The sequence below is a fragment of the Pseudomonas sp. LBUM1644 genome (genome assembly GCF_059716195.1).
In genome coordinates this window covers 4,755,117-4,772,539 of record NZ_CP166812.1, presented here as the reverse complement: position 1 = coordinate 4,772,539, position 17,423 = coordinate 4,755,117, and the positions used below count along the sequence as shown (strand labels likewise).

The following is a 17,423-nucleotide window of genomic DNA, read 5'->3' as shown; positions in this document are numbered from 1 at the left end:
GCGTTCGGCTGCGAAGCAGTCGTAAATCCGGTATACACGGTATCCCTGAAAGACCGCGCTGACCGATTTTACGACTGCTGCGCAGCCGGACGCAGGCTTCGCCAGCTGCTACAAGGATCGGGGTAACTGGATGACTGCGGTCAGGCCTCCACCGGGCGTTTCTTCCAGGCTCAATTGTCCGCCCAGTCGTTCGGCCGCCTCGCGGGCAATGGTCATGCCTAGACCCACTCCACCCGAATTACGATTACGCGAACCTTCCAGGCGGAAGAACGGTTCGAACACGACTTCACGCTTATCCGCCGCGATCCCCGGCCCGTGGTCGATGACCCGGATCACCAGTTGCTCACGATGGTCTTCGAGCGAGATCAACCCTTGCCCGGCATAGCGCAGGGCATTGTCCAGCAGATTGTTGATACACGAACGCAACGCCATCGGCTGCACCTGCAACGGCGCGCAGTGGCCGCTGACCTGAACATCGGCGCCTTGATCCTGGGCGTTCTCGCACAACGACTCCACCAACGCCTGCACGTCCATCCACTGCCGGGCCTCGCTGGTGCGCTGTTCATGCAGGTAGGTCAGGGTGGCGTCGAGCATGCTGATCATGTCATCCAGATCCTGTCGCATCTGGCCTTGCAGTTTGTCGTCGTCGATCTGCTCCAACCGCAACTTCAACCGTGACAACGGCGTACGCAGATCGTGGGACACGGCACCCAGCATCCGTGAGCGCTGCTGCACTTGTTCGCGAATACGTTGCTGCATCTTGTTGAACGTGTGCGCTGCCTGCCGCGCTTCCCGTGGGCCGGATTCATCCAGAGGCGGGCTGTCGAGGTTTTCGCTCAGGCGCTCGGCAGCGTCACTCAGGCGCTGGATCGGCCGGCTGAGCAGTTTGGCGCCGTACCAGGCGGCAATAATCAGCGAGACCAACTGAAACGTCAGCGGCACCAAGGGGCCGCCGAACCACGGCCGGGGTGGTCTGTTTTCGAAACGAGGGTCCATCGGAGGCCGTTGCCCGTCGAAGTTTTCGGCAAACTCCGGCGGCGGCGGAGGCGGCGGCGGGCCGTAATGGTGGAACCAGGCAAACGCCAAAAGGTGCGCCAGGATAATCGCTACCAGCAGCACGCCAAACAGGCGGCCGAACAGCGTATCGAAGCGCGCACGCATCAGCCGATGTCTCGTGCGTCGAACAGATAACCCTCACCGCGAACCGTTTTGATCAACTGAGGCGCTTTCGGGTCATCGCCGAGTTTCTGGCGCAGGCGCGAGACCAGCAGGTCAATGCTGCGATCAAAGGCTTCGATCGAGCGACCGCGGGCGGCATCCAGCAATTGTTCACGGCTGAGAACCCGGCGCGGACGCTCAATGAAGACCCAGAGCAAGCGGAATTCGGCATTGGAAAGTGGCACCACCAGGCCATCGGCTGCGATCAACTGGCGCAGCACGCTGTTCAGGCGCCAGTTGTCGAAGCGGATGTTGGCGCGCTGTTCGGTGCGATCGTCGCGCACCCGGCGCAGAATGGTCTGGATCCGTGCCACCAGTTCGCGCGGCTCGAACGGCTTGGCCATGTAATCGTCGGCGCCCAGTTCCAGGCCGATGATCCGGTCGGTGGGTTCGCAGCGGGCGGTGAGCATCAGGATCGGGATATCCGAATCGGCGCGCAGCCAGCGGCACAGCGACAAACCATCTTCGCCGGGCAGCATCAGGTCCAGTACCACCACGTCGAAATGTTCAGCCTGCATCGCCAGACGCATGGCAGCGCCATCGGTGACGCCACTGGCATGGATGTTGAACCGGGCGAGGTAGTCGATCATCAGCTCGCGGATCGGGACGTCATCGTCGACGATCAGGGCGCGAATGCTCCAGCGTTTGTCGTCGCCGGGCGCTTTTTGATCGTCGTTAACGGTAGCTTGGGTGTTGTGCATGCGTGCGTTCATCTGCCAGGTAGGCTGCCAACCACAAAGATAGGCTGCGAGGTTGTGGTTTCAGCATAGGCGTCCGGCCCGGAGGCGGGAAGAGCTGTAAGGACGTGTTGCGACTGCCGAGGGTAGTGATGAAGGATGTTGTGGGCGTGTCGTGAGTGTATCGGGCTCGACACAATTGGCCAAAGGGCTAGTCTTGCTTGAGCGCCGACGACGAAATACCGATCATCGGGTCCCGCAGCCGCGCTGGTTCCGCTACAATGCGCGCCGATTTCGTCCTGCCTGAGAGCCCGCACATGTCCGTCTGCCAGACTCCTATCATCGTCGCCCTGGATTTCCCCACCCGTGACGCCGCACTGAAGCTGGCCGACCAGTTGGACCCGAAACTGTGCCGCGTTAAAGTCGGTAAGGAACTGTTCACCAGTTGCGCCTCGGAAATCGTCGGCACCCTGCGCGACAAGGGTTTCGAGGTGTTCCTGGACCTCAAGTTCCACGACATCCCGAACACCACCGCCATGGCCGTGAAAGCGGCGGCGGAAATGGGCGTGTGGATGGTCAACGTGCACTGCTCCGGTGGCCTGCGCATGATGGCCGCCTGCCGCGAAGTGCTCGACCAGCGTACCGGCTCGAAACCACTGCTGATCGGCGTGACCGTGCTGACCAGCATGGAGCGCGAAGACCTGGCGGGCATCGGCCTGGACATCGAGCCGCAGGAGCAGGTACTGCGCCTGGCCGCGTTGGCGGAAAAAGCCGGGATGGATGGTCTGGTGTGCTCGGCCCTGGAAGCCCAGGCCTTGAAATCGGCGCATCCGTCGCTGCAACTGGTGACCCCAGGGATTCGTCCGGCGGGCAGCGCCCAGGACGACCAGCGCCGCATTTTGACGCCGCGTCAGGCGCTGGATGCGGGTTCGGATTATCTGGTGATCGGCCGTCCGATCAGCCAGGCGGCGGATCCGGCCAAAGCGTTGGCTGCCGTAGTCGCCGAACTGGCGTAAAAAGATCGCAGCCTTCGGCAGCTCCTACATGAGACCTTGTAGGAGCTGGCGTAGCCTGCGATCTTTTGATCTACCGCTTTAAACCTTCAACACCAACTTGCCGAAATTCTCCCCGCTGAACAACTTCATCAGCGTCTCCGGGAACGTCTCAAGTCCTTCGACGATGTCTTCCTTGCTCTTGAGCTGCCCCTTGGCCATCCAGCCGGCCATTTCCTGCCCGGCAGCGGCGAATTGCGCGGCGTAGTCCATCACCACAAAGCCTTCCATCCGTGCGCGGTTGACCAGCAGCGCCAGGTAATTGGCCGGGCCTTTGACCGCTTCCTTGTTGTTGTATTGGCTGATGGCGCCACAAATCACCACTCGCGCCTTCATGTTCAGACGGCTCAGCACCGCGTCGAGAATATCGCCGCCGACGTTATCGAAATACACGTCGACACCTTTCGGGCACTCGCGCTTGAGACCGGCGATGACGTCTTCGTTCTTGTAGTCGATGGCGCCATCGAAACCCAGTTCGTCGATCAGGAACTGGCACTTGTCCGCGCCACCGGCGATGCCGACCACGCGGCAACCTTTGATCTTGGCAATCTGCCCGGCAATGCTGCCCACTGCGCCAGCGGCGCCTGAGAGCACGACGGTGTCACCGGCCTTGGGTGCGCCGACGTCGAGCAGGGCGAAGTAGGCGGTCATCCCGGTCATGCCCAATGCGGACAAGTAACGCGGCAGCGGCGCCAGTTTCGGATCGACTTTATAGAAGCCGCGTGGCTCGCCGAGGAAATAATCCTGCACGCCCAGCGCGCCATTGACATAGTCCCCGACGGCGAAGCCCGGATTGTTCGACGCCACGACTTTGCCTACACCCAATGCGCGCATCACCTCGCCGATACCGACGGGCGGGATGTAGGACTTGCCCTCGTTCATCCAGCCACGCATGGCCGGGTCCAGGGACAGGTATTCGTTTTTGACCAGGATCTGACCCGCGGCCGGTTCGCCGACCGGAACTTCCTGATAGGTGAACGTCTCGCGGGTCGCCGGGCCCACTGGACGTTTGGCGAGCAGGAATTGGCGATTGGTCTGGGTAGTCATGACAGGCACTCAAGATGAATGAAGCCTTGTTGATAGACCTTCATGATCGATGCCGCAAGTTTGGCTGATGCGGCGAATGCATATCGATCCAGTGCAGTGATAGTCACGCTGGTGGTTCTATCACTGCAACTCATGTGTAACCAACCGGCCTTCTGATAGTGCTGCCGTGGTACGGGTCCCTGTGACTAGACTGGGAACACGCGATCCCCCGCATTCTTGTTTTCGAGGACCTAGCAATGAGCATGACGTTTTCCGGCCGAGTCGCCGTTGTGACCGGCGCTGCCAATGGTATTGGCCGTGCGACTGCCCAGGCGTTCGCCGCCGAAGGGTTGAAAGTGGTCGTCGCCGATCTGGACACGGCGGGCGGCGAGGGCACAGTGGCACTGATTCGTACGGCGGGGGGCGAAGCGACCTTCGTGCGCTGTAATGTCACGCTGGAAAGCGATGTAAAAAATCTGATGGACGAAGTGGTGAATACCTACGGCCGTCTCGACTATGCGTTCAACAATGCTGGCATCGAGATCGAAAAGGGCAAGCTGGCCGAAGGCACGGCCGATGAGTTCGACGCGATCATGGGCGTCAATGTCAAAGGCGTCTGGCTGTGCATGAAATACCAACTACCGTTGCTGCTGGCGCAAGGGGGCGGTGCAATCGTCAACACCGCGTCGGTAGCCGGTCTCGGCGCTGCGCCGAAAATGAGCATTTACGCGGCTTCCAAGCACGCAGTGATTGGCCTGACCAAATCGGCTGCCATTGAATACGCCAAGAAAAAGATTCGGGTGAATGCGGTATGCCCGGCGGTGATCGATACCGACATGTTCCGCCGTGCCTATGAAGCGGACCCGAAGAAAGGCGAGTTCGCCAGCGCCATGCACCCGGTGGGTCGTATCGGCAAGGTCGAGGAAATCGCCAGTGCGGTGTTGTACCTGTGCAGTGATGGCGCCGCGTTCACCACGGGTCACTCGTTGGCGGTGGATGGTGGTGTCACGGCGTTTTGAAGAATCAACGTCAAAAGATCGCAGCCTGCGGCAGATCCTCTGTAGGAGCTGCCGAAGGTTCGGGCCGCGTTCGGACGATCTTTTGATTGTGTTTCAAATGGTTAGAACCGCGGGTTTTGACGGCGTTGTCGCACAACCCGTCCGGCGCTCCTGTGATTAACTGACTCCTGCAAAACGAACAGGAGTTTGCTTGCTCATGGAGTTGAGAATCGATCGACAGGCATTGGTGCCGGTCGTACAGCAAATCGTCGACGCGCTAACCGGCTGGCTCCATTGCAGCAAGGTGCCGCCGGGAACGCGATTACCGTCCGTGCGGCAAATCGCGCGAATCAATTTGCTCAGTCAACACAGCGTGGTTGAGGCGTGCGAGCGTCTAGTGGTTCAAGGGTTGCTGGCTTCGCGTCATGGGGCCGGTTTCTTTGTTGCCGCTGCGCCACTGGCTGCTCAGGGTCAACAGGATTCTCCATGGTTCGAGGACGTGGAGGCCAAACAAGACAGTCATCTGCAACTGGGCAATGGCGGACTTCCCGACAGCTGGCGTGAGACCGACGACCTGAGCTACGCGATCCGTCATGTCACCCGTACCGACATGGCCGGTCTATTCAGCTACGGCACGCCGCTGGGCCTGCCAGCCCTGCGTCAACAAATCCTCAAGCGCCTGAAACAGCTGGATATCGTGGTGGAGGACCATTGCGTCCTGACGACGGCGGGCGCCAGTCAGGGGCTCGACCTGATCGTGCGCACCTTGTTCAAGCCGGGTGATTGCGTGGTTGTGGAAAATCCCGGCTATCCCTCGCTGTTCGATCTGCTCCGGTTGCACGGTGTCAGCATGATCGAAGTCCCCAGGACCCCTCGCGGGCCAGACATCGGAGCGCTGGAGGTGCTTTTGCAGCAGTACAAGCCTCGTGGATTGTTCATCAACAGTTTCTTTCACAATCCGACGGGAAGCTGCCTCACGACGGTGGTGGCGCAGCGGGTCCTGCAACTGGCCAAAACCCATGGCGTGCAGGTCATCGAGGACGACGTCCTGGCAGATCTGCACAGCGGCCCCGGTACGCGGCTCGCTGCGCTGGAGGCCAATGTGATTTACGTCGGCAGCTATTCCAAAACGCTCAGCAGTTCGTTGCGGGTTGGCTTTGTGGTGGCCAACGCCGAGGTTATTTCGCGGCTGGCCGAGATCAAGATGATCAGCAGTATGGGCGCTTCACGGTTTGGCGAGTCGGTGTTGGCATGCCTGTTGATCAGTGGTGCCTATCGCAAGTTGGTACAGCGCCAGCGCCAGCGTCTGAGCAGCGATAGGGCGGCGGCGCTGCAGGCGCTCGAAGATGCCGATTGGGAGGTCTTCGGTAAACCCGTTGGAGGCCTGTTTATCTGGGCGCGATCGCGGATGTCCGACTACGCTCAGGTGCGTTCGCAGGCCCGGCGCTTTGGTATCTTGCTTGCGCCTGCGGCAGCATTCAGTCCCACGGGTGAAACCAGCGACTGGCAACGCATCAATGTAGCCTGTGCCTGTGATCCACGCGCCCGGGCGTTTTTTCAGGCCACCGCTCGGGATCGACCTAAAGCGTTCTGAAAACGACGCGTGCGTAGCTTTTTGCCATTATTCCGACGCCAGAGACTTGTGTTGGCAAAGGCCCGTTGCGAATCTGCGTCAACTCACAATGGCAGGGGACTAAGCGCAATGATTTCGGCCGTGCAAGGACGTTTTGCCAACCTCGGTATGGCGAAAAAAATGGGTGTCGGGTTTGTACTGGTGCTGCTGCTGACAGCCTTGGTGGCCGCTATCGGCGTATGGTCCCTGCAAACCATCAGTCATCGCTTCGATGGTCTCAAGCAGATGTCGTCGCTCAACAGCGGTTTGCTCAAGGTGAGACTGCTTGAGCAGGAATACGCGTTGCACGGCAATCCGAAAACCGCCGATACCTTGCACCAGGGCGTTGACGCCTTGATTGCCCTGGCGACCCAGCTGAAAGAAGCGTCTGCGGCCAACGTGCCGGTGATGAATGACGTCGAGCAGTCCCTGGGGGCCTATCGCAAGGCCTTTGACGAGTTCGTCTCGCTCAGCCAGGCCAAGGACCTGGCACTGGAAATGGCCAGTTGGTCGGTGTCCAGCGTGGCCAATAACCTTGACGTGTTGCAGGCCGGACTCGCCGACGACGGCGCCTATGCCTTGAAAGAATCCGAGGGCAAGGACGGTTCGCAATTTATTGAGCAAGCCAGTCAGGTCAGCCAGGTGTCGCGGTTGATGTTGCAAGCCATGAACGAAGCGCGTGTGCGCCTGGATCAGAGCCGCAAGGGTGACGACAGCGCAGGGCAGGGCAAGATCGAGCAGGCCGACCAGGCGCTGACCCAGGCGGAGCAGTTAAAAACCACGGTCAAGGATGAGGGCTATCAGACTGTCCTTAATGAAGTCACCGGCCACATCGGCAGTTTCAGCGAAAAACTCACGGAGTACACCGGCCTGCTGGCACAGGAAAAAACGGTCTATGAGCAACTGCATCAACGCGCCGCTCAGGTGATGGAGCGGGTTGATCAGGCTTATGTCGCCGAAGATCACTCGATGCAGGCGGAGCTGAAAAAGAATTCGCTGTTGATCATCGGTTCGTCGGCATTGGCTTTGCTGGTCGGATTGATTGCTGCGTTGGTGATTACCCGTTTGATTGTGGCGCCGTTGCGCAGTGTGATTCGAGTGGCGCAGCAGATCGCCGCTGGCGACTTGAGTGCGACCGTTGAAGTGACCCGCCGAGACGAGATCGGCCAATTGATGCAGGCCATGCAGCAAATGGGCGCGGGCCTGAGCAGTATTGTCAGCGGTTTGCAGGCCGGCATCGAGCAGTTGGCCAGCTCGGCACAATCGCTTTCGGCAGTGACTGAGCAGACCAATCTTGAGGTCAGTAGCCAGAAGGAAGAAACCGAGCAGGTCGCTACGGCGATGAATCAGATGACCGCTACCGTGCACGATGTTGCGCTTAACGCGGAAGAAGCCGCCCAGGCGGCGCAGACAGCGGATGGCAAAGTCGAAAGTGGCCAGGCGGTGGTGCGTCAGAGCATGGCGCGGATCGAGCAACTGGCGGACTCGGCCAGTTCGGCCAGTGCCAGCATTGAAAGCCTCAGCGCAGAAATCCAGAACATCGGCACGGTGCTGAGCGTCATCAAGAGTGTGGCAGAGCAGACCAATCTGTTGGCGCTCAATGCGGCCATCGAAGCGGCTCGGGCAGGCGAGCAGGGTCGGGGCTTTGCGGTGGTGGCCGATGAAGTGCGGGCACTGGCCAAGCGCACTCAACAATCGACGGAGGAGATCGAACGACTGGTCAGCGCCTTGCGCTCGGCCGCACAGTCTTCTGTGCAGCAGATTCAGAGCAGTGGCGAGTTGGTGAAGCTGGCGGTGAGTGATGCGTTGCAGACTGAGAGTGCGCTGGGGAGTATTGCGGTGGCTGTATCGTTGATTCAGCAGATGAATCAGCAGATTGCGGCCGCCGCCGAGGAGCAGAGTTCGGTGGCGGAGGAGATTAATCGCAGTGTGACGAGTATTCGCGCGAGTGCGGATCAGTCATCGTTGGCAATGCAGGGGAATGCGGTTTCCAGTAATGAGTTGGCGCAGTTGGGGGTTGAGTTGAAGGGGATGGTGGGGCACTTTCGGCTTTGATTTTTGATTTTTGATTTTTGATTTTTGATGGGGTACATATCCGTTGCTGCGGTAACGGCCGCTTGGGGTTTCGCGCTTACGGCGACTCACTTTTTTTTCAAACGCCAAAAAAAGGTAAGCAAAAAAAGGCTCGCCCCGAGCGTCCGGCCCCTCGCTAAGGCTCGGCGTTCCTTCGCTCCGGTATCCATCCGGGGACACTGCCCTCCGGTCTGCTTCGCGACGACCTACATGCAGCGTGTTCGACTGTGTCGAACGGCGCTGCGCGCCACTCCCCGGATGCACACCTCCACTCAGCCTCCCGATATAGGGCGGGTGGATCAAGATCAAGAGCTGCAGGCGAGCTAACGCTCGGCCTGATGAGTGGTGAAAAGCGGGCGTTCGCCTTTGACTCTGTAGGAGCTGCCGAAGGCTGCGATCTTTTGATCTTGGCGGCCTGCCAGCCGACCAGTCCCCCCAGCTGTACCCAAGTTCCTGTGGGAGCCGGGCTTGCCCGCGAAGGCGGCCTGACAGTCGACCTGCTTTCTTGGATGTACTCACGTGTCAAATCCAACTCAAAAAAAAGCCACCTTCCGGTGGCTTTCCTGTTTTTGCTGATCAGTCGTAGATCACTCTCTTTTTCCAGTCCGCATCGGCCTCGACGTCTTTGAGGCCTACGTTCAACTGGTTGGCTTCGGCTTCAACCGAGGCGATGTTGTCCATCACCATGGCATTGGCACGCGCCAGGAGTTTTTCCAGGTACTCCAGTTGTTCGGCATACACCTGCGGCTCTTGCTGTTTGCGCAGGTATTGCACGCCGCGTTCGAACGCCAGGCGGGCCTGGCCAGGCTGGTTTTGTTGCAGGTATTGCTGGCCGAGGTGGTTGAAGAACTCGATATGCAGCAGGACCAGGATATGGCGAACTTCACGGATCCAGCGTTTGGCTTCGTTGGTCGGCAGGTAGCCATCCTGTGCAGCGCGGGTGATTTGGCCGTGCAGGGCTTCGAGCAGGAAGCGGACGTCCTTGGCTTTGGCTTCGGTCTGGATCGGCGCTGGCGGGTTATTGACCGGGATCGATTCGCCTTGGGCGGCAAGGGCCGTCAGCTCGGTAATGCGTGCCCTGAGGTTGCTGCTGGTTTTTTCCAGGTTGAGCAAGCGTTGGCAAACGTTCAGTTCCAGGCGGGTCAACAGCAGCTTGAGCGCCGGAGTCATCAACTGGCCAGGGAACGTCTCGGTGATTTCACCGCAGCGACGCAGGCGATCGTTGAGCTCTACCTTGGCGCGGGCCTTTTCCAGTTTGTTGTTTTCCACCACATGGTTCATGTAGCCAATGGCGATCAATAGTGCGATCCCGGCTACGACTAGCAGGGTGATCATGAGTGGTGTCAACGGTAAGACCTCTTCATAGGGTTCGCGTGCGAGTGTAGTGGCTTTGCCAGTGAAGCGCATAGCGCCGCTCGGCGTGTTGAGCCGGCTACCTCTCCGTCTATATCGGCCGCGTTGCTGCTTATATAAGTAATGGTGTGCGAGGTGCACATTGCCACCATCTTCGCGTGGGTGGACTATAACGTCTTGGCGGGTGTCAGAATATACACGTCAGATGCCGGGGGGGCGAAAAGCCGGATCCGCGTCTCAAAGCAGGGCGAAGTCATTGATTTAAATAAATTTATATCAGGGGGTTGACGACCCCTCAATCCATCCATAGAATGCGCGCCACTTACAGCGTAAAGCACAGAGCGAAACGCGGTAGGAAGTGAATGTTGTACGTGTGTCCCCTTCGTCTAGTGGCCTAGGACACCGCCCTTTCACGGCGGTAACAGGGGTTCGAGTCCCCTAGGGGACGCCAATGCGGGAATAGCTCAGTTGGTAGAGCACGACCTTGCCAAGGTCGGGGTCGCGAGTTCGAGTCTCGTTTCCCGCTCCAATTTTAAACAGCGTTGCTTTCGGGCAGCGCTGAGTGAAACCAGAACCGGTATCTTCGGATACGGATTTGGGCACTGAAATACACACCATGTGTTTCAGTTAGCGTGTCCCCTTCGTCTAGTGGCCTAGGACACCGCCCTTTCACGGCGGTAACAGGGGTTCGAGTCCCCTAGGGGACGCCATTTGCGGGAATAGCTCAGTTGGTAGAGCACGACCTTGCCAAGGTCGGGGTCGCGAGTTCGAGTCTCGTTTCCCGCTCCATATTTAACAAAAACGCCGCTCATTGAGCGGCGTTTTTGTGTGCGCGTTATTTGCATTTCATCCTGAAAAAGGCCCGCCAGTCAGACTGTGCGGGCGTTTTGTAAGGCCGGGTTTTTACATCGACAGAATCAGTCGCCCCGCAAACAGGATCAGGATCACTCCCATGCTCCGCTCGAACCAGTGCCCCAAGCGCATGAACAGCAACCGCACCCTGCTGCTTGAGAAGAACAGCGCAACGATGACAAACCACAGGGCGTTCACGAAACACATCCAGACACCGTAGAGCGCCTGAATCTTGAGCGGTGTCGTGGCGCTGATGATGGTGGTGAAGATCGCGAGAAAAAACAGCGTGGCCTTGGGATTGGTGGCGTTGGTCAGAAAACCAGTGGTGAACGCCCTCAGCAGCGTTTGCTCGACCACCGGATCGTCGGTGCCGTTGTCGCCCTCCAGCACGGTTTTAGGTTTGCTGCGCAGCAGGCTGACACCGAGATACAAAATGTAGGCACCGCCCACGACCTTGGCCACGGTCAACAACCAGGGGGTCGTGTGCATCAGCGCGCCGACGCCAAGCAAGGTGTAAAGCACGTGCACGGAAATGCCTGCGCCAATGCCCAATGCTGTGCAGATTCCCACCATTCGCCCGAATCGCACGCTCTGGCGGATGGTGACGGCAAAGTCCGGACCGGGTGCGACCACGGCCAGGAAGTGGATGATCGCCAACGCCAGGAACTCGCCCAGGTAATTTGAAAACTGCATCTCAACTCCAGAAGGTCAGGGGTGAAGCATTGCCGCGATAACCGACAAAAAATGAAAGGCTCAGGCGCGGATCGGCCACGCCTGGTGTCACCGAGTGCATGCGGCGTGAATTGAACATGATGAAATCCCCCGGATCGGGATGGATCTCCAGGGTCGGTGGGCCGAGCAGGGACGGGTCGATGCCGTAGCTGCTGCCGCGCATTTCGTCGAACTGGTCCGGGGAAATATCGTCGTCCCAGATCTGCAGCGCGCCACCCTCGGTTGGCATGTTCAGGTAAACATTGCAGGCGAACTGCGCCTCCAGGCTTCGCGCCTGGAAACTGTCCGGGGCATCCTTGGCAAAAATGTCGTGATGAGCCAGGAAGCACACGCCGGGTTTCACCACCCTTGAAAGCCCGACGTACATCTTGCGACCGTAGAGATTCTCCAGGTGCGCACCCGCCGGCCAGGATTCGTCGAGCATGCAGCGCAGGGTGTCGATCGGGGATGAGTAGGGCGCGCAGCGATTGCGCAACTCCGCGATGTTGCGGGTGGCCCGCTCGAAGTAATCTTCAATTAGCAGCGGCTGGTTTTCCGCTTCATAAAACGCCATGCCGATGCGACCGATACTCGGCGCGTTGATGTAACCCTCGAAGCCAGGAGCAAGGATCTTGTCGCCGATCTGAATCGCCAGCGGTCGGGGCAGAAAGCCTTTGACGCGGAGGGCGAGGACTTCTTCGTTGGCCAGTTTTTTTATGCACGTCTCATCGAGACGCTCGACGTCAAGCATCATGTCTCAGGTCCATCTATCAGAGAGTCAACGGGAGGCGCGAATGCGCGCTCCCCCGGCATCAGGCGATGACACCGCCCAACGAGTCAGTCCACGCTGTAGTGAACTGACAGCGTGCCTTTCTTCTGCGAAAGGGAGGCGATCGTGACCGTGCCCAAATCCTTCAGGCTACGTACATGGGTGCCGCCGCAACCATAGGCAGGCAGTTCACCGAAACCGATTTCTCGGGCGCCTTCGCGCAACGACGTCAGGCGCGGCCAGTCATCGGCGATCCACTGCTCAATGCCAAACTGAACGGCCTGTGCATCAACTTCCTGCGCGGACTCTGCCGGTTTGAATTGCACTCGACCTTCGCCCGGCCAGTGATGCGCCTTGATGGGCATCCAGCCCAAGGCCTGCACGAAGTGGCCGATCAGATGGCCGGCGGAGTGCATGCGGGTATTGAACTGGCGACGTTGTTCGTCGACCCGAATCTGGGTCATGCCGAGCTTCACCGGTTGATCGACGAAATGGATGATCCGGTCCGGATCCTGCACGACCCGCAGCACCTGGCTTTCGCCGATCCAACCGGTATCGCAGGGTTGTCCGCCGCCCTGCGGGTGAAACAATGTGGCGCGCAGTACCACGGCGAATTCGTTCTCATGGGGCGTGCACGCCAGGACTTCCACATTGGCCTTGAGGTCATCGCTATGGAAAAAGAGGCGAAGCGTCATATTCCAGCCCTTATCAGAATTTCTGTTTTTTATTATAGGGAGGGTGGAATTGCGTGATAATCCGTTCAAATCTCAAAGGACTGTTGCGTCGTGAGCATAAATCTTCCACTGCCGCTGCTCGGTGAAATGGCGATTTTCGTCAAGGTTGTCGAGACCGGCAGTTTCTCCGAGGCTGCTCGTCAGTTGGGTTCTTCACCTTCGGCGGTCAGTCGTAGCATTTCCCGTCTGGAGAAAGCGCTCGCCACCCGTCTGCTGCAACGGACTACGCGCAAGCTGCGCTTGAGCGACGGTGGCGAGGAAGTATTCAAGCGTTGCCAGGACATGGTCAGTGCGGCCAAGTCGGTGATGGAAATCAGCGGCCAGTTCACCCAGGAAGCGGAAGGGCTGATACGTGTCAGCGTGCCGAAGGCCGTGGGGCGTTTTGTGATTCATCCGCACATGCCCGAATTTCTTCGGCGTTATCCCAAAGTGGATGTGGAATTGATGCTTGAAGACCGGCAGGTGGATTTGATCGATGACAATGTCGACCTGGCGATTCGCATTACTGATCGGCCACCCGCCGGGCTGGTCGGGCGGCAATTGCTGACCATCGACCATATGCTCTGTGCCACGCCGCAGTACCTGGCCGAACACGGCACACCGACCCATCCCCATGACTTGCTCAATCACAGTTGCATCTACCTGGGCGAAACGCCGAGCGATGCGCGCTGGAAATTCAAGAAAGGCACCAAAGCCGTGACAGTCGGTGTGCGTGGGCGTTATGCCGCCAATCACACCGGTGTGCGATTGGGCGCCGTGTTGCAGCACATCGGCATCGGCAGCTTGCCGTATTTCACTGCGCGTTATGCGCTGGAGCAGGGGTTGATCGTGCAGGTGCTGCCGGACTGGACCTTTCTGGCCTCATACCATGGTGGCGCTTGGTTGCTGCATTCGCCAACCCGATACCTGCCGCCGAAGTTGCGGGCGTTTATCGATTATCTGGTGGAATGCCTGGAGAAGGAACCGACCTTGAGTAAGCCGGGGGCGCAGGGTAAGGTCGCGGCGGAGTATGAGTTGCCCGAGAGTGATGGGTTGTATTGAACACAAGATCAAAAGATCGCAGCCTGCGGCAGCTCCTACATTGGAATCTCGCTCACCCTGTAGGAGCTGCCGAAGGCTGCGATCTTTTGATCTGCGAGACAAAAAAAGGCCCACATGTTCAACCATGCGGGCCTTTTGTATTTCCGGTCGTGGATCAGTGCTTGCTGTCGTCGTTCGACATCGCCAGCAGTTGTTTTTCCTGATTCCAGTCGAACGGTTCATCGTTCTGTTCGGCTTCGAAACGACGCTCTTCCAGCGCCTGATACAAGTCGATTTCGTCATCGGGCATGTAATGCAGGCAGTCGCCGGCGAAGTACCACAGCAGGTCGCGCGGGACCAGGTGGGCGATTTGCGGGTAGCGGGTGATCACCTGGCACAGAATGTCCTGGCCCAGGTATTGGCTTTCGATCGGGTCGATCGGCAGCAAGGCACGCAGTTCGTCAAAGCGCTCCAGGAACAAGGCATGGCTTTCTTCGGGAACCTGCTCGGCCTCACCTACGGCGACCAGGATGCTGCGCAGGTGGTCGAGCAAAACGAGATGATCGGCAACGATGTTGGACACGAGATAAGTCCTCAAGAGCAAAACAGGCGCAGGAGTATAAAGCTCCGGCGCCTCTTTTTACAGGCTGGGCTGGATCAGCGGACCTTGCCGTCAGCCAGCGTCAGCTGCTCTTTGTCGAAATCATCGACATCAATTACCTTGCGCCGCGCCATTTCGGCTTCACGCAAGGTCTGCGCTTCCACGGGCTGCAACACGCCAGCCTCCAGCGCTGCGTCGATGACGTGTTCCCCGGCGGCCGGTTTGACTTGGCCACTTTTGAGGGCGACATGCAGTTTTTTCTGCAATGGCTGCGCCGCATTCAGCAGGTTGCAGGCGTGTTGCAGGGCGCCGACCGCGTCATCCGCCGATTGCGGACGGTAGCAACCACCGAGCAATTCCTCCAATGTCGGATCGCCCTTGGCGCGGCCGATGACGGCGGCGACTTCGGCACCGAGTTTGTCCGACGGTCCTTTGTGACGGCGGCCGAACGGGAACACGATCACTCGCAACAGACAACCCAGCACTTTATTCGGGAAGTTGGTCAGCAGTTCATCCAGCGCGCGTTCGGACTGGCCAAGGCTTTCCTCCATGGCCCACGTAAACAGCGGTGCCATGTGATCCGGCGAGTCGAGGTCGTGGTAGCGCTTGAGCGCCGCCGAAGCCAGGTACATGTTGCTGAGCACATCCCCCAGCCGTGCCGACAGACGTTCGCGGCGTTTCAGTTCACCCCCCAGCAGCATCATGCTGAGGTCGGCGAGCATGGCAAACGCAGCAGCCTGACGATTGAGCGCACGGAAGTAGCCCTGACTGAGCTTGTTGCCCGGCGCATGTTCCAGGTGCCCAAAGCCCAGGTTCAGCACCAGGGTGCTGGCGGCGTTGCTGACCGCGAAACCGATGTGCTTGAGCAGCAGGCCATCGAACTCGGTGAGGGCCTGGTCCTTGTCTTCCCGGCCGGCGAGGGCCATTTCCTTGAGCACGAAGGGATGGCAGCGAATCGCCCCCTGGCCGAAGATCATCAGGTTGCGCGAGAGAATGTTCGCGCCTTCCACGGTGATGAAGATGGGCGCGCCATTCCAGTTGCGACCGAGGTAGTTGTTCGGCCCCATGATGATCGCCTTGCCGCCGTGCACATCCATGGCGTGGCTGATGCACTCGCGGCCGCGTTCGGTGAGGTGATACTTGAGAATCGCCGACAGCACCGACGGTTTCTCGCCCAGATCCACCGCGTTGGCGGTCAGCATGCGCGCGGCGTCCATCATCCAGGCGTTACCGCCGATGCGCGCCATGGCTTCCTGAATGCCTTCGAACGCGGCCAAGGGAACGTTGAATTGCTCACGCACCTGCGCGTATTGGCCGGTCACCAGACTGGTGAACTTCGCCGCGCCAGTGCCCACCGCCGGCAGCGAAATCGAACGCCCGACCGACAGGCAATTCATCAGCATCATCCAGCCTTTGCCGAGCATTTCCTGACCGCCGATGAGGAAGTCCAAAGGAACGAACACGTCCTTGCCGGCGTTCGGCCCGTTCATGAAGGCCGCGCCCAATGGCAGGTGGCGACGGCCGATCTCAACGCCTTCAGTGTCGGTCGGGATTAAAGCCAGGCTGATGCCCAAGTCTTCTTCGTCACCCAGCAAATGATCCGGGTCATACGCCTTGAAGGCCAGGCCGAGCAGGGTGGCGACCGGACCCAGCGTGATGTAGCGCTTTTCCCAGTTCAGGCGCAGGCCGAGGGTTTCCTTGCCTTCCCATTGACCTTTGCAGATCACCCCGGTGTCGGGCATGGAGCCGGCGTCGGAGCCAGCCAATGGCCCGGTCAATGCGAAGCACGGAATGTCGTCGCCGCGTGCCAGTCGTGGCAGGTAATGGTTGCGTTGTTCGTCAGTGCCGTAATGCAGCAGCAGTTCGGCCGGGCCGAGGGAGTTGGGGACCATCACGGTGGAGGCGAGGTCGCCGCTACGGGTCGCCAGTTTCATCGCGACCTGGGAGTGGGCGTAGGCAGAGAAACCCTTGCCGCCAAACTCCTTGGGAATGATCAGGGCGAAGAAGCCGTTTTCCTTGATGTGGGTCCAGGCTGCGGCAGGCAGATCCATGGTTTGACCGATCTGCCAGTCGCTGACCATGGCGCAGAGTTCTTCGGTCGGGCCGTCGATGAAGGCCTGTTCTTCTTCGCTCAATTGCGCTTTTGGATAGGACAGCAGTTTGTCCCAGTCGGGGCGACCACTGAACAGTTCCCCATCCCACCACACCGTGCCGGCGTCGATGGCGTCACGTTCGGTTTCCGACATCGGTGGCAGGGTTTTCTGGAACCAGCTGAACAGTGGCGCGCTGAAGAATTTACGGCGCAGGTCGGGGAGCAACAACGGTGCTGCGACCGCCGCGATCAACACCCAGAAAATCAGCAGCAGCCAACCCGGAGCGTGGCTGAACGCGCCCATCGCAACGACGTAGACCGCCACGATGCCCAGGGCGGGCAGCGGGGCGATACGCCGGTGAGCCAGGTACGCAATCCCGATAACCAGAACCAGTATCCACAACAGCAGCATATTCAATCCTCCGTGAAACAGGGCAAAAACAACCTTCAGAGCTTAGACGGCATCCGCGAAACGCGGTGGTCAGAGCGCTGTGATTGAAATCGTGGGAAACCTTGGATGAGTTTTGTAGGACCGGTTGCCATCGAACCGCGCAAATCGTTCGTTGGGCGGACGGCAAACGTCCAAGTTTGGCCGAAACGTCGTTACACCTGTGCTGAGCCTGTCGCTAGACTCG

14 protein-coding genes, 4 tRNA genes and 1 pseudogene are annotated in these 17,423 nt (G+C 59.3%); 10 read left to right on the top strand and 9 right to left on the bottom strand.

Annotation, left to right across the window (positions count from 1 at the left end):
- Positions 1-108 precede the first annotated feature (108 nt).
- Positions 109-1,161 (bottom strand): sensor histidine kinase, encoded by a 1,053-nt coding sequence (locus ACA052_RS21785; protein ID WP_497646737.1) that lies wholly within the window; start codon positions 1,159-1,161, stop codon positions 109-111.
- Positions 1,161-1,919, bottom strand: coding sequence for a response regulator (locus tag ACA052_RS21780; RefSeq protein ID WP_497646736.1), 759 nt, complete (start codon positions 1,917-1,919; stop codon positions 1,161-1,163). The genes ACA052_RS21785 and ACA052_RS21780 overlap by 1 nt, the downstream gene beginning before the upstream one ends.
- Positions 1,920-2,212: 293 nt before the next feature.
- Here ACA052_RS21780 and pyrF point away from each other — a divergent pair, with 293 nt between their 5' ends.
- Entirely contained in the window at positions 2,213-2,911 is a 699-nt protein-coding gene (pyrF, locus tag ACA052_RS21775) for an orotidine-5'-phosphate decarboxylase (RefSeq protein WP_497646735.1), read from the top strand.
- Positions 2,912-2,989: 78 nt separating this feature from the next.
- On the opposite strand, the gene ACA052_RS21770 is transcribed toward pyrF, so the two are convergent.
- The gene (locus tag ACA052_RS21770; protein ID WP_497646734.1) at positions 2,990-3,994 is read right to left on the bottom strand and encodes an NADP-dependent oxidoreductase; all 1,005 of its coding nucleotides are present in this window, start codon (positions 3,992-3,994) and stop codon (positions 2,990-2,992) included.
- 236 nt (positions 3,995-4,230) lie between these two features.
- Between ACA052_RS21770 and ACA052_RS21765 the strand changes: the two genes are divergently transcribed.
- The 4 genes and pseudogenes from ACA052_RS21765 (at position 4,231) to ACA052_RS21750 (ending at position 8,638) form a co-directional block, all read left to right on the top strand.
- Positions 4,231-4,992: an SDR family oxidoreductase gene (locus ACA052_RS21765; RefSeq protein WP_497646733.1), complete on the top strand. Its 762-nt coding sequence runs from the start codon at positions 4,231-4,233 to the stop codon at positions 4,990-4,992.
- A 196-nt stretch (positions 4,993-5,188) separates the two neighbouring features.
- Positions 5,189-6,565 (top strand): aminotransferase-like domain-containing protein, encoded by a 1,377-nt coding sequence (locus ACA052_RS21760; protein WP_497646732.1) that lies wholly within the window; start codon positions 5,189-5,191, stop codon positions 6,563-6,565.
- A gap of 108 nt (positions 6,566-6,673) precedes the next feature.
- Positions 6,674-7,777 (top strand): annotated as a pseudogene (locus ACA052_RS21755) (HAMP domain-containing protein); the annotation flags it as partial.
- Positions 7,757-8,638: a methyl-accepting chemotaxis protein gene (locus tag ACA052_RS21750; protein ID WP_497650377.1), complete on the top strand. Its 882-nt coding sequence runs from the start codon at positions 7,757-7,759 to the stop codon at positions 8,636-8,638. The pseudogene ACA052_RS21755 and the gene ACA052_RS21750, both read left to right, overlap by 21 nt.
- A 594-nt stretch (positions 8,639-9,232) precedes the next feature.
- Here the strand turns inward: ACA052_RS21750 and ACA052_RS21745 are convergent.
- The gene (locus ACA052_RS21745; protein WP_497646731.1) at positions 9,233-10,003 is read right to left on the bottom strand and encodes a hypothetical protein; all 771 of its coding nucleotides are present in this window, start codon (positions 10,001-10,003) and stop codon (positions 9,233-9,235) included.
- Positions 10,004-10,384: 381 nt separating this feature from the next.
- On the opposite strand from ACA052_RS21745, the gene ACA052_RS21740 reads away from it, so the two are divergent.
- The 4 genes from ACA052_RS21740 to ACA052_RS21725 all read left to right on the top strand — a co-directional run bounded on the left by ACA052_RS21740 (position 10,385) and on the right by ACA052_RS21725 (position 10,798).
- Positions 10,385-10,460, top strand: a tRNA-Glu gene (locus ACA052_RS21740).
- 2 nt (positions 10,461-10,462) lie between these two features.
- Positions 10,463-10,538: transfer RNA gene (locus ACA052_RS21735), tRNA-Gly, on the top strand.
- Between the two features lie 105 nt (positions 10,539-10,643).
- Positions 10,644-10,719: transfer RNA gene (locus tag ACA052_RS21730), tRNA-Glu, on the top strand.
- 3 nt (positions 10,720-10,722) lie between these two features.
- Positions 10,723-10,798 (top strand) — tRNA-Gly (locus tag ACA052_RS21725).
- 114 nt (positions 10,799-10,912) lie between these two features.
- Here ACA052_RS21725 and ACA052_RS21720 read toward each other — a convergent pair.
- The 3 genes from ACA052_RS21720 to ACA052_RS21710 form a co-directional block, all read right to left on the bottom strand.
- Positions 10,913-11,554, bottom strand: coding sequence for a LysE family translocator (locus ACA052_RS21720; protein ID WP_497646730.1), 642 nt, complete (start codon positions 11,552-11,554; stop codon positions 10,913-10,915).
- A gap of 1 nt (position 11,555) precedes the next feature.
- Positions 11,556-12,326 carry a 2OG-Fe(II) oxygenase gene (locus tag ACA052_RS21715; protein WP_497646729.1) on the bottom strand — a complete coding sequence of 257 codons (771 nt, stop codon included), beginning with the start codon at positions 12,324-12,326 and terminating at the stop codon, positions 11,556-11,558.
- 83 nt (positions 12,327-12,409) lie between these two features.
- Entirely contained in the window at positions 12,410-13,036 is a 627-nt protein-coding gene (locus tag ACA052_RS21710) for an alanyl-tRNA editing protein (RefSeq protein ID WP_497646728.1), read from the bottom strand.
- A gap of 90 nt (positions 13,037-13,126) precedes the next feature.
- Between ACA052_RS21710 and ACA052_RS21705 the strand changes: the two genes are divergently transcribed.
- Positions 13,127-14,116: a LysR family transcriptional regulator gene (locus tag ACA052_RS21705; RefSeq protein ID WP_497646727.1), complete on the top strand. Its 990-nt coding sequence runs from the start codon at positions 13,127-13,129 to the stop codon at positions 14,114-14,116.
- A 154-nt stretch (positions 14,117-14,270) separates the two neighbouring features.
- Here ACA052_RS21705 and ACA052_RS21700 read toward each other — a convergent pair whose 3' ends face one another.
- The gene (locus ACA052_RS21700; RefSeq protein ID WP_497646726.1) at positions 14,271-14,678 is read right to left on the bottom strand and encodes a PA2817 family protein; all 408 of its coding nucleotides are present in this window, start codon (positions 14,676-14,678) and stop codon (positions 14,271-14,273) included.
- Between the two features lie 74 nt (positions 14,679-14,752).
- Positions 14,753-17,200 (bottom strand): acyl-CoA dehydrogenase, encoded by a 2,448-nt coding sequence (locus ACA052_RS21695; RefSeq protein WP_497646725.1) that lies wholly within the window; start codon positions 17,198-17,200, stop codon positions 14,753-14,755.
- Between the last annotated feature and the right edge of the window lie 223 nt (positions 17,201-17,423).

Bases quoted from the DNA above. Each gene is read 5' to 3' on its own strand.
- ACA052_RS21715 (WP_497646729.1), bottom strand. From the start codon at position 12,326: ATGATGCTTGACGTCGAGCGTCTCGATGAGACGTGCATAAAAAAACTG.
- ACA052_RS21780 (WP_497646736.1), bottom strand. From the start codon at position 1,919: ATGCACAACACCCAAGCTACCGTTAACGACGATCAAAAAGCGCCCGGC.
- ACA052_RS21765 (WP_497646733.1), top strand. From the start codon at position 4,231: ATGAGCATGACGTTTTCCGGCCGAGTCGCCGTTGTGACCGGCGCTGCC.
- ACA052_RS21695 (WP_497646725.1), bottom strand. From the start codon at position 17,200: ATGCTGCTGTTGTGGATACTGGTTCTGGTTATCGGGATTGCGTACCTG.
- ACA052_RS21760 (WP_497646732.1), top strand. From the start codon at position 5,189: ATGGAGTTGAGAATCGATCGACAGGCATTGGTGCCGGTCGTACAGCAA.
- ACA052_RS21720 (WP_497646730.1), bottom strand. From the start codon at position 11,554: ATGCAGTTTTCAAATTACCTGGGCGAGTTCCTGGCGTTGGCGATCATC.
- pyrF (WP_497646735.1), top strand. From the start codon at position 2,213: ATGTCCGTCTGCCAGACTCCTATCATCGTCGCCCTGGATTTCCCCACC.
- ACA052_RS21750 (WP_497650377.1), top strand. From the start codon at position 7,757: ATGCAGGCCATGCAGCAAATGGGCGCGGGCCTGAGCAGTATTGTCAGC.
- ACA052_RS21710 (WP_497646728.1), bottom strand. From the start codon at position 13,036: ATGACGCTTCGCCTCTTTTTCCATAGCGATGACCTCAAGGCCAATGTG.
- ACA052_RS21770 (WP_497646734.1), bottom strand. From the start codon at position 3,994: ATGACTACCCAGACCAATCGCCAATTCCTGCTCGCCAAACGTCCAGTG.
- ACA052_RS21785 (WP_497646737.1), bottom strand. From the start codon at position 1,161: ATGCGTGCGCGCTTCGATACGCTGTTCGGCCGCCTGTTTGGCGTGCTG.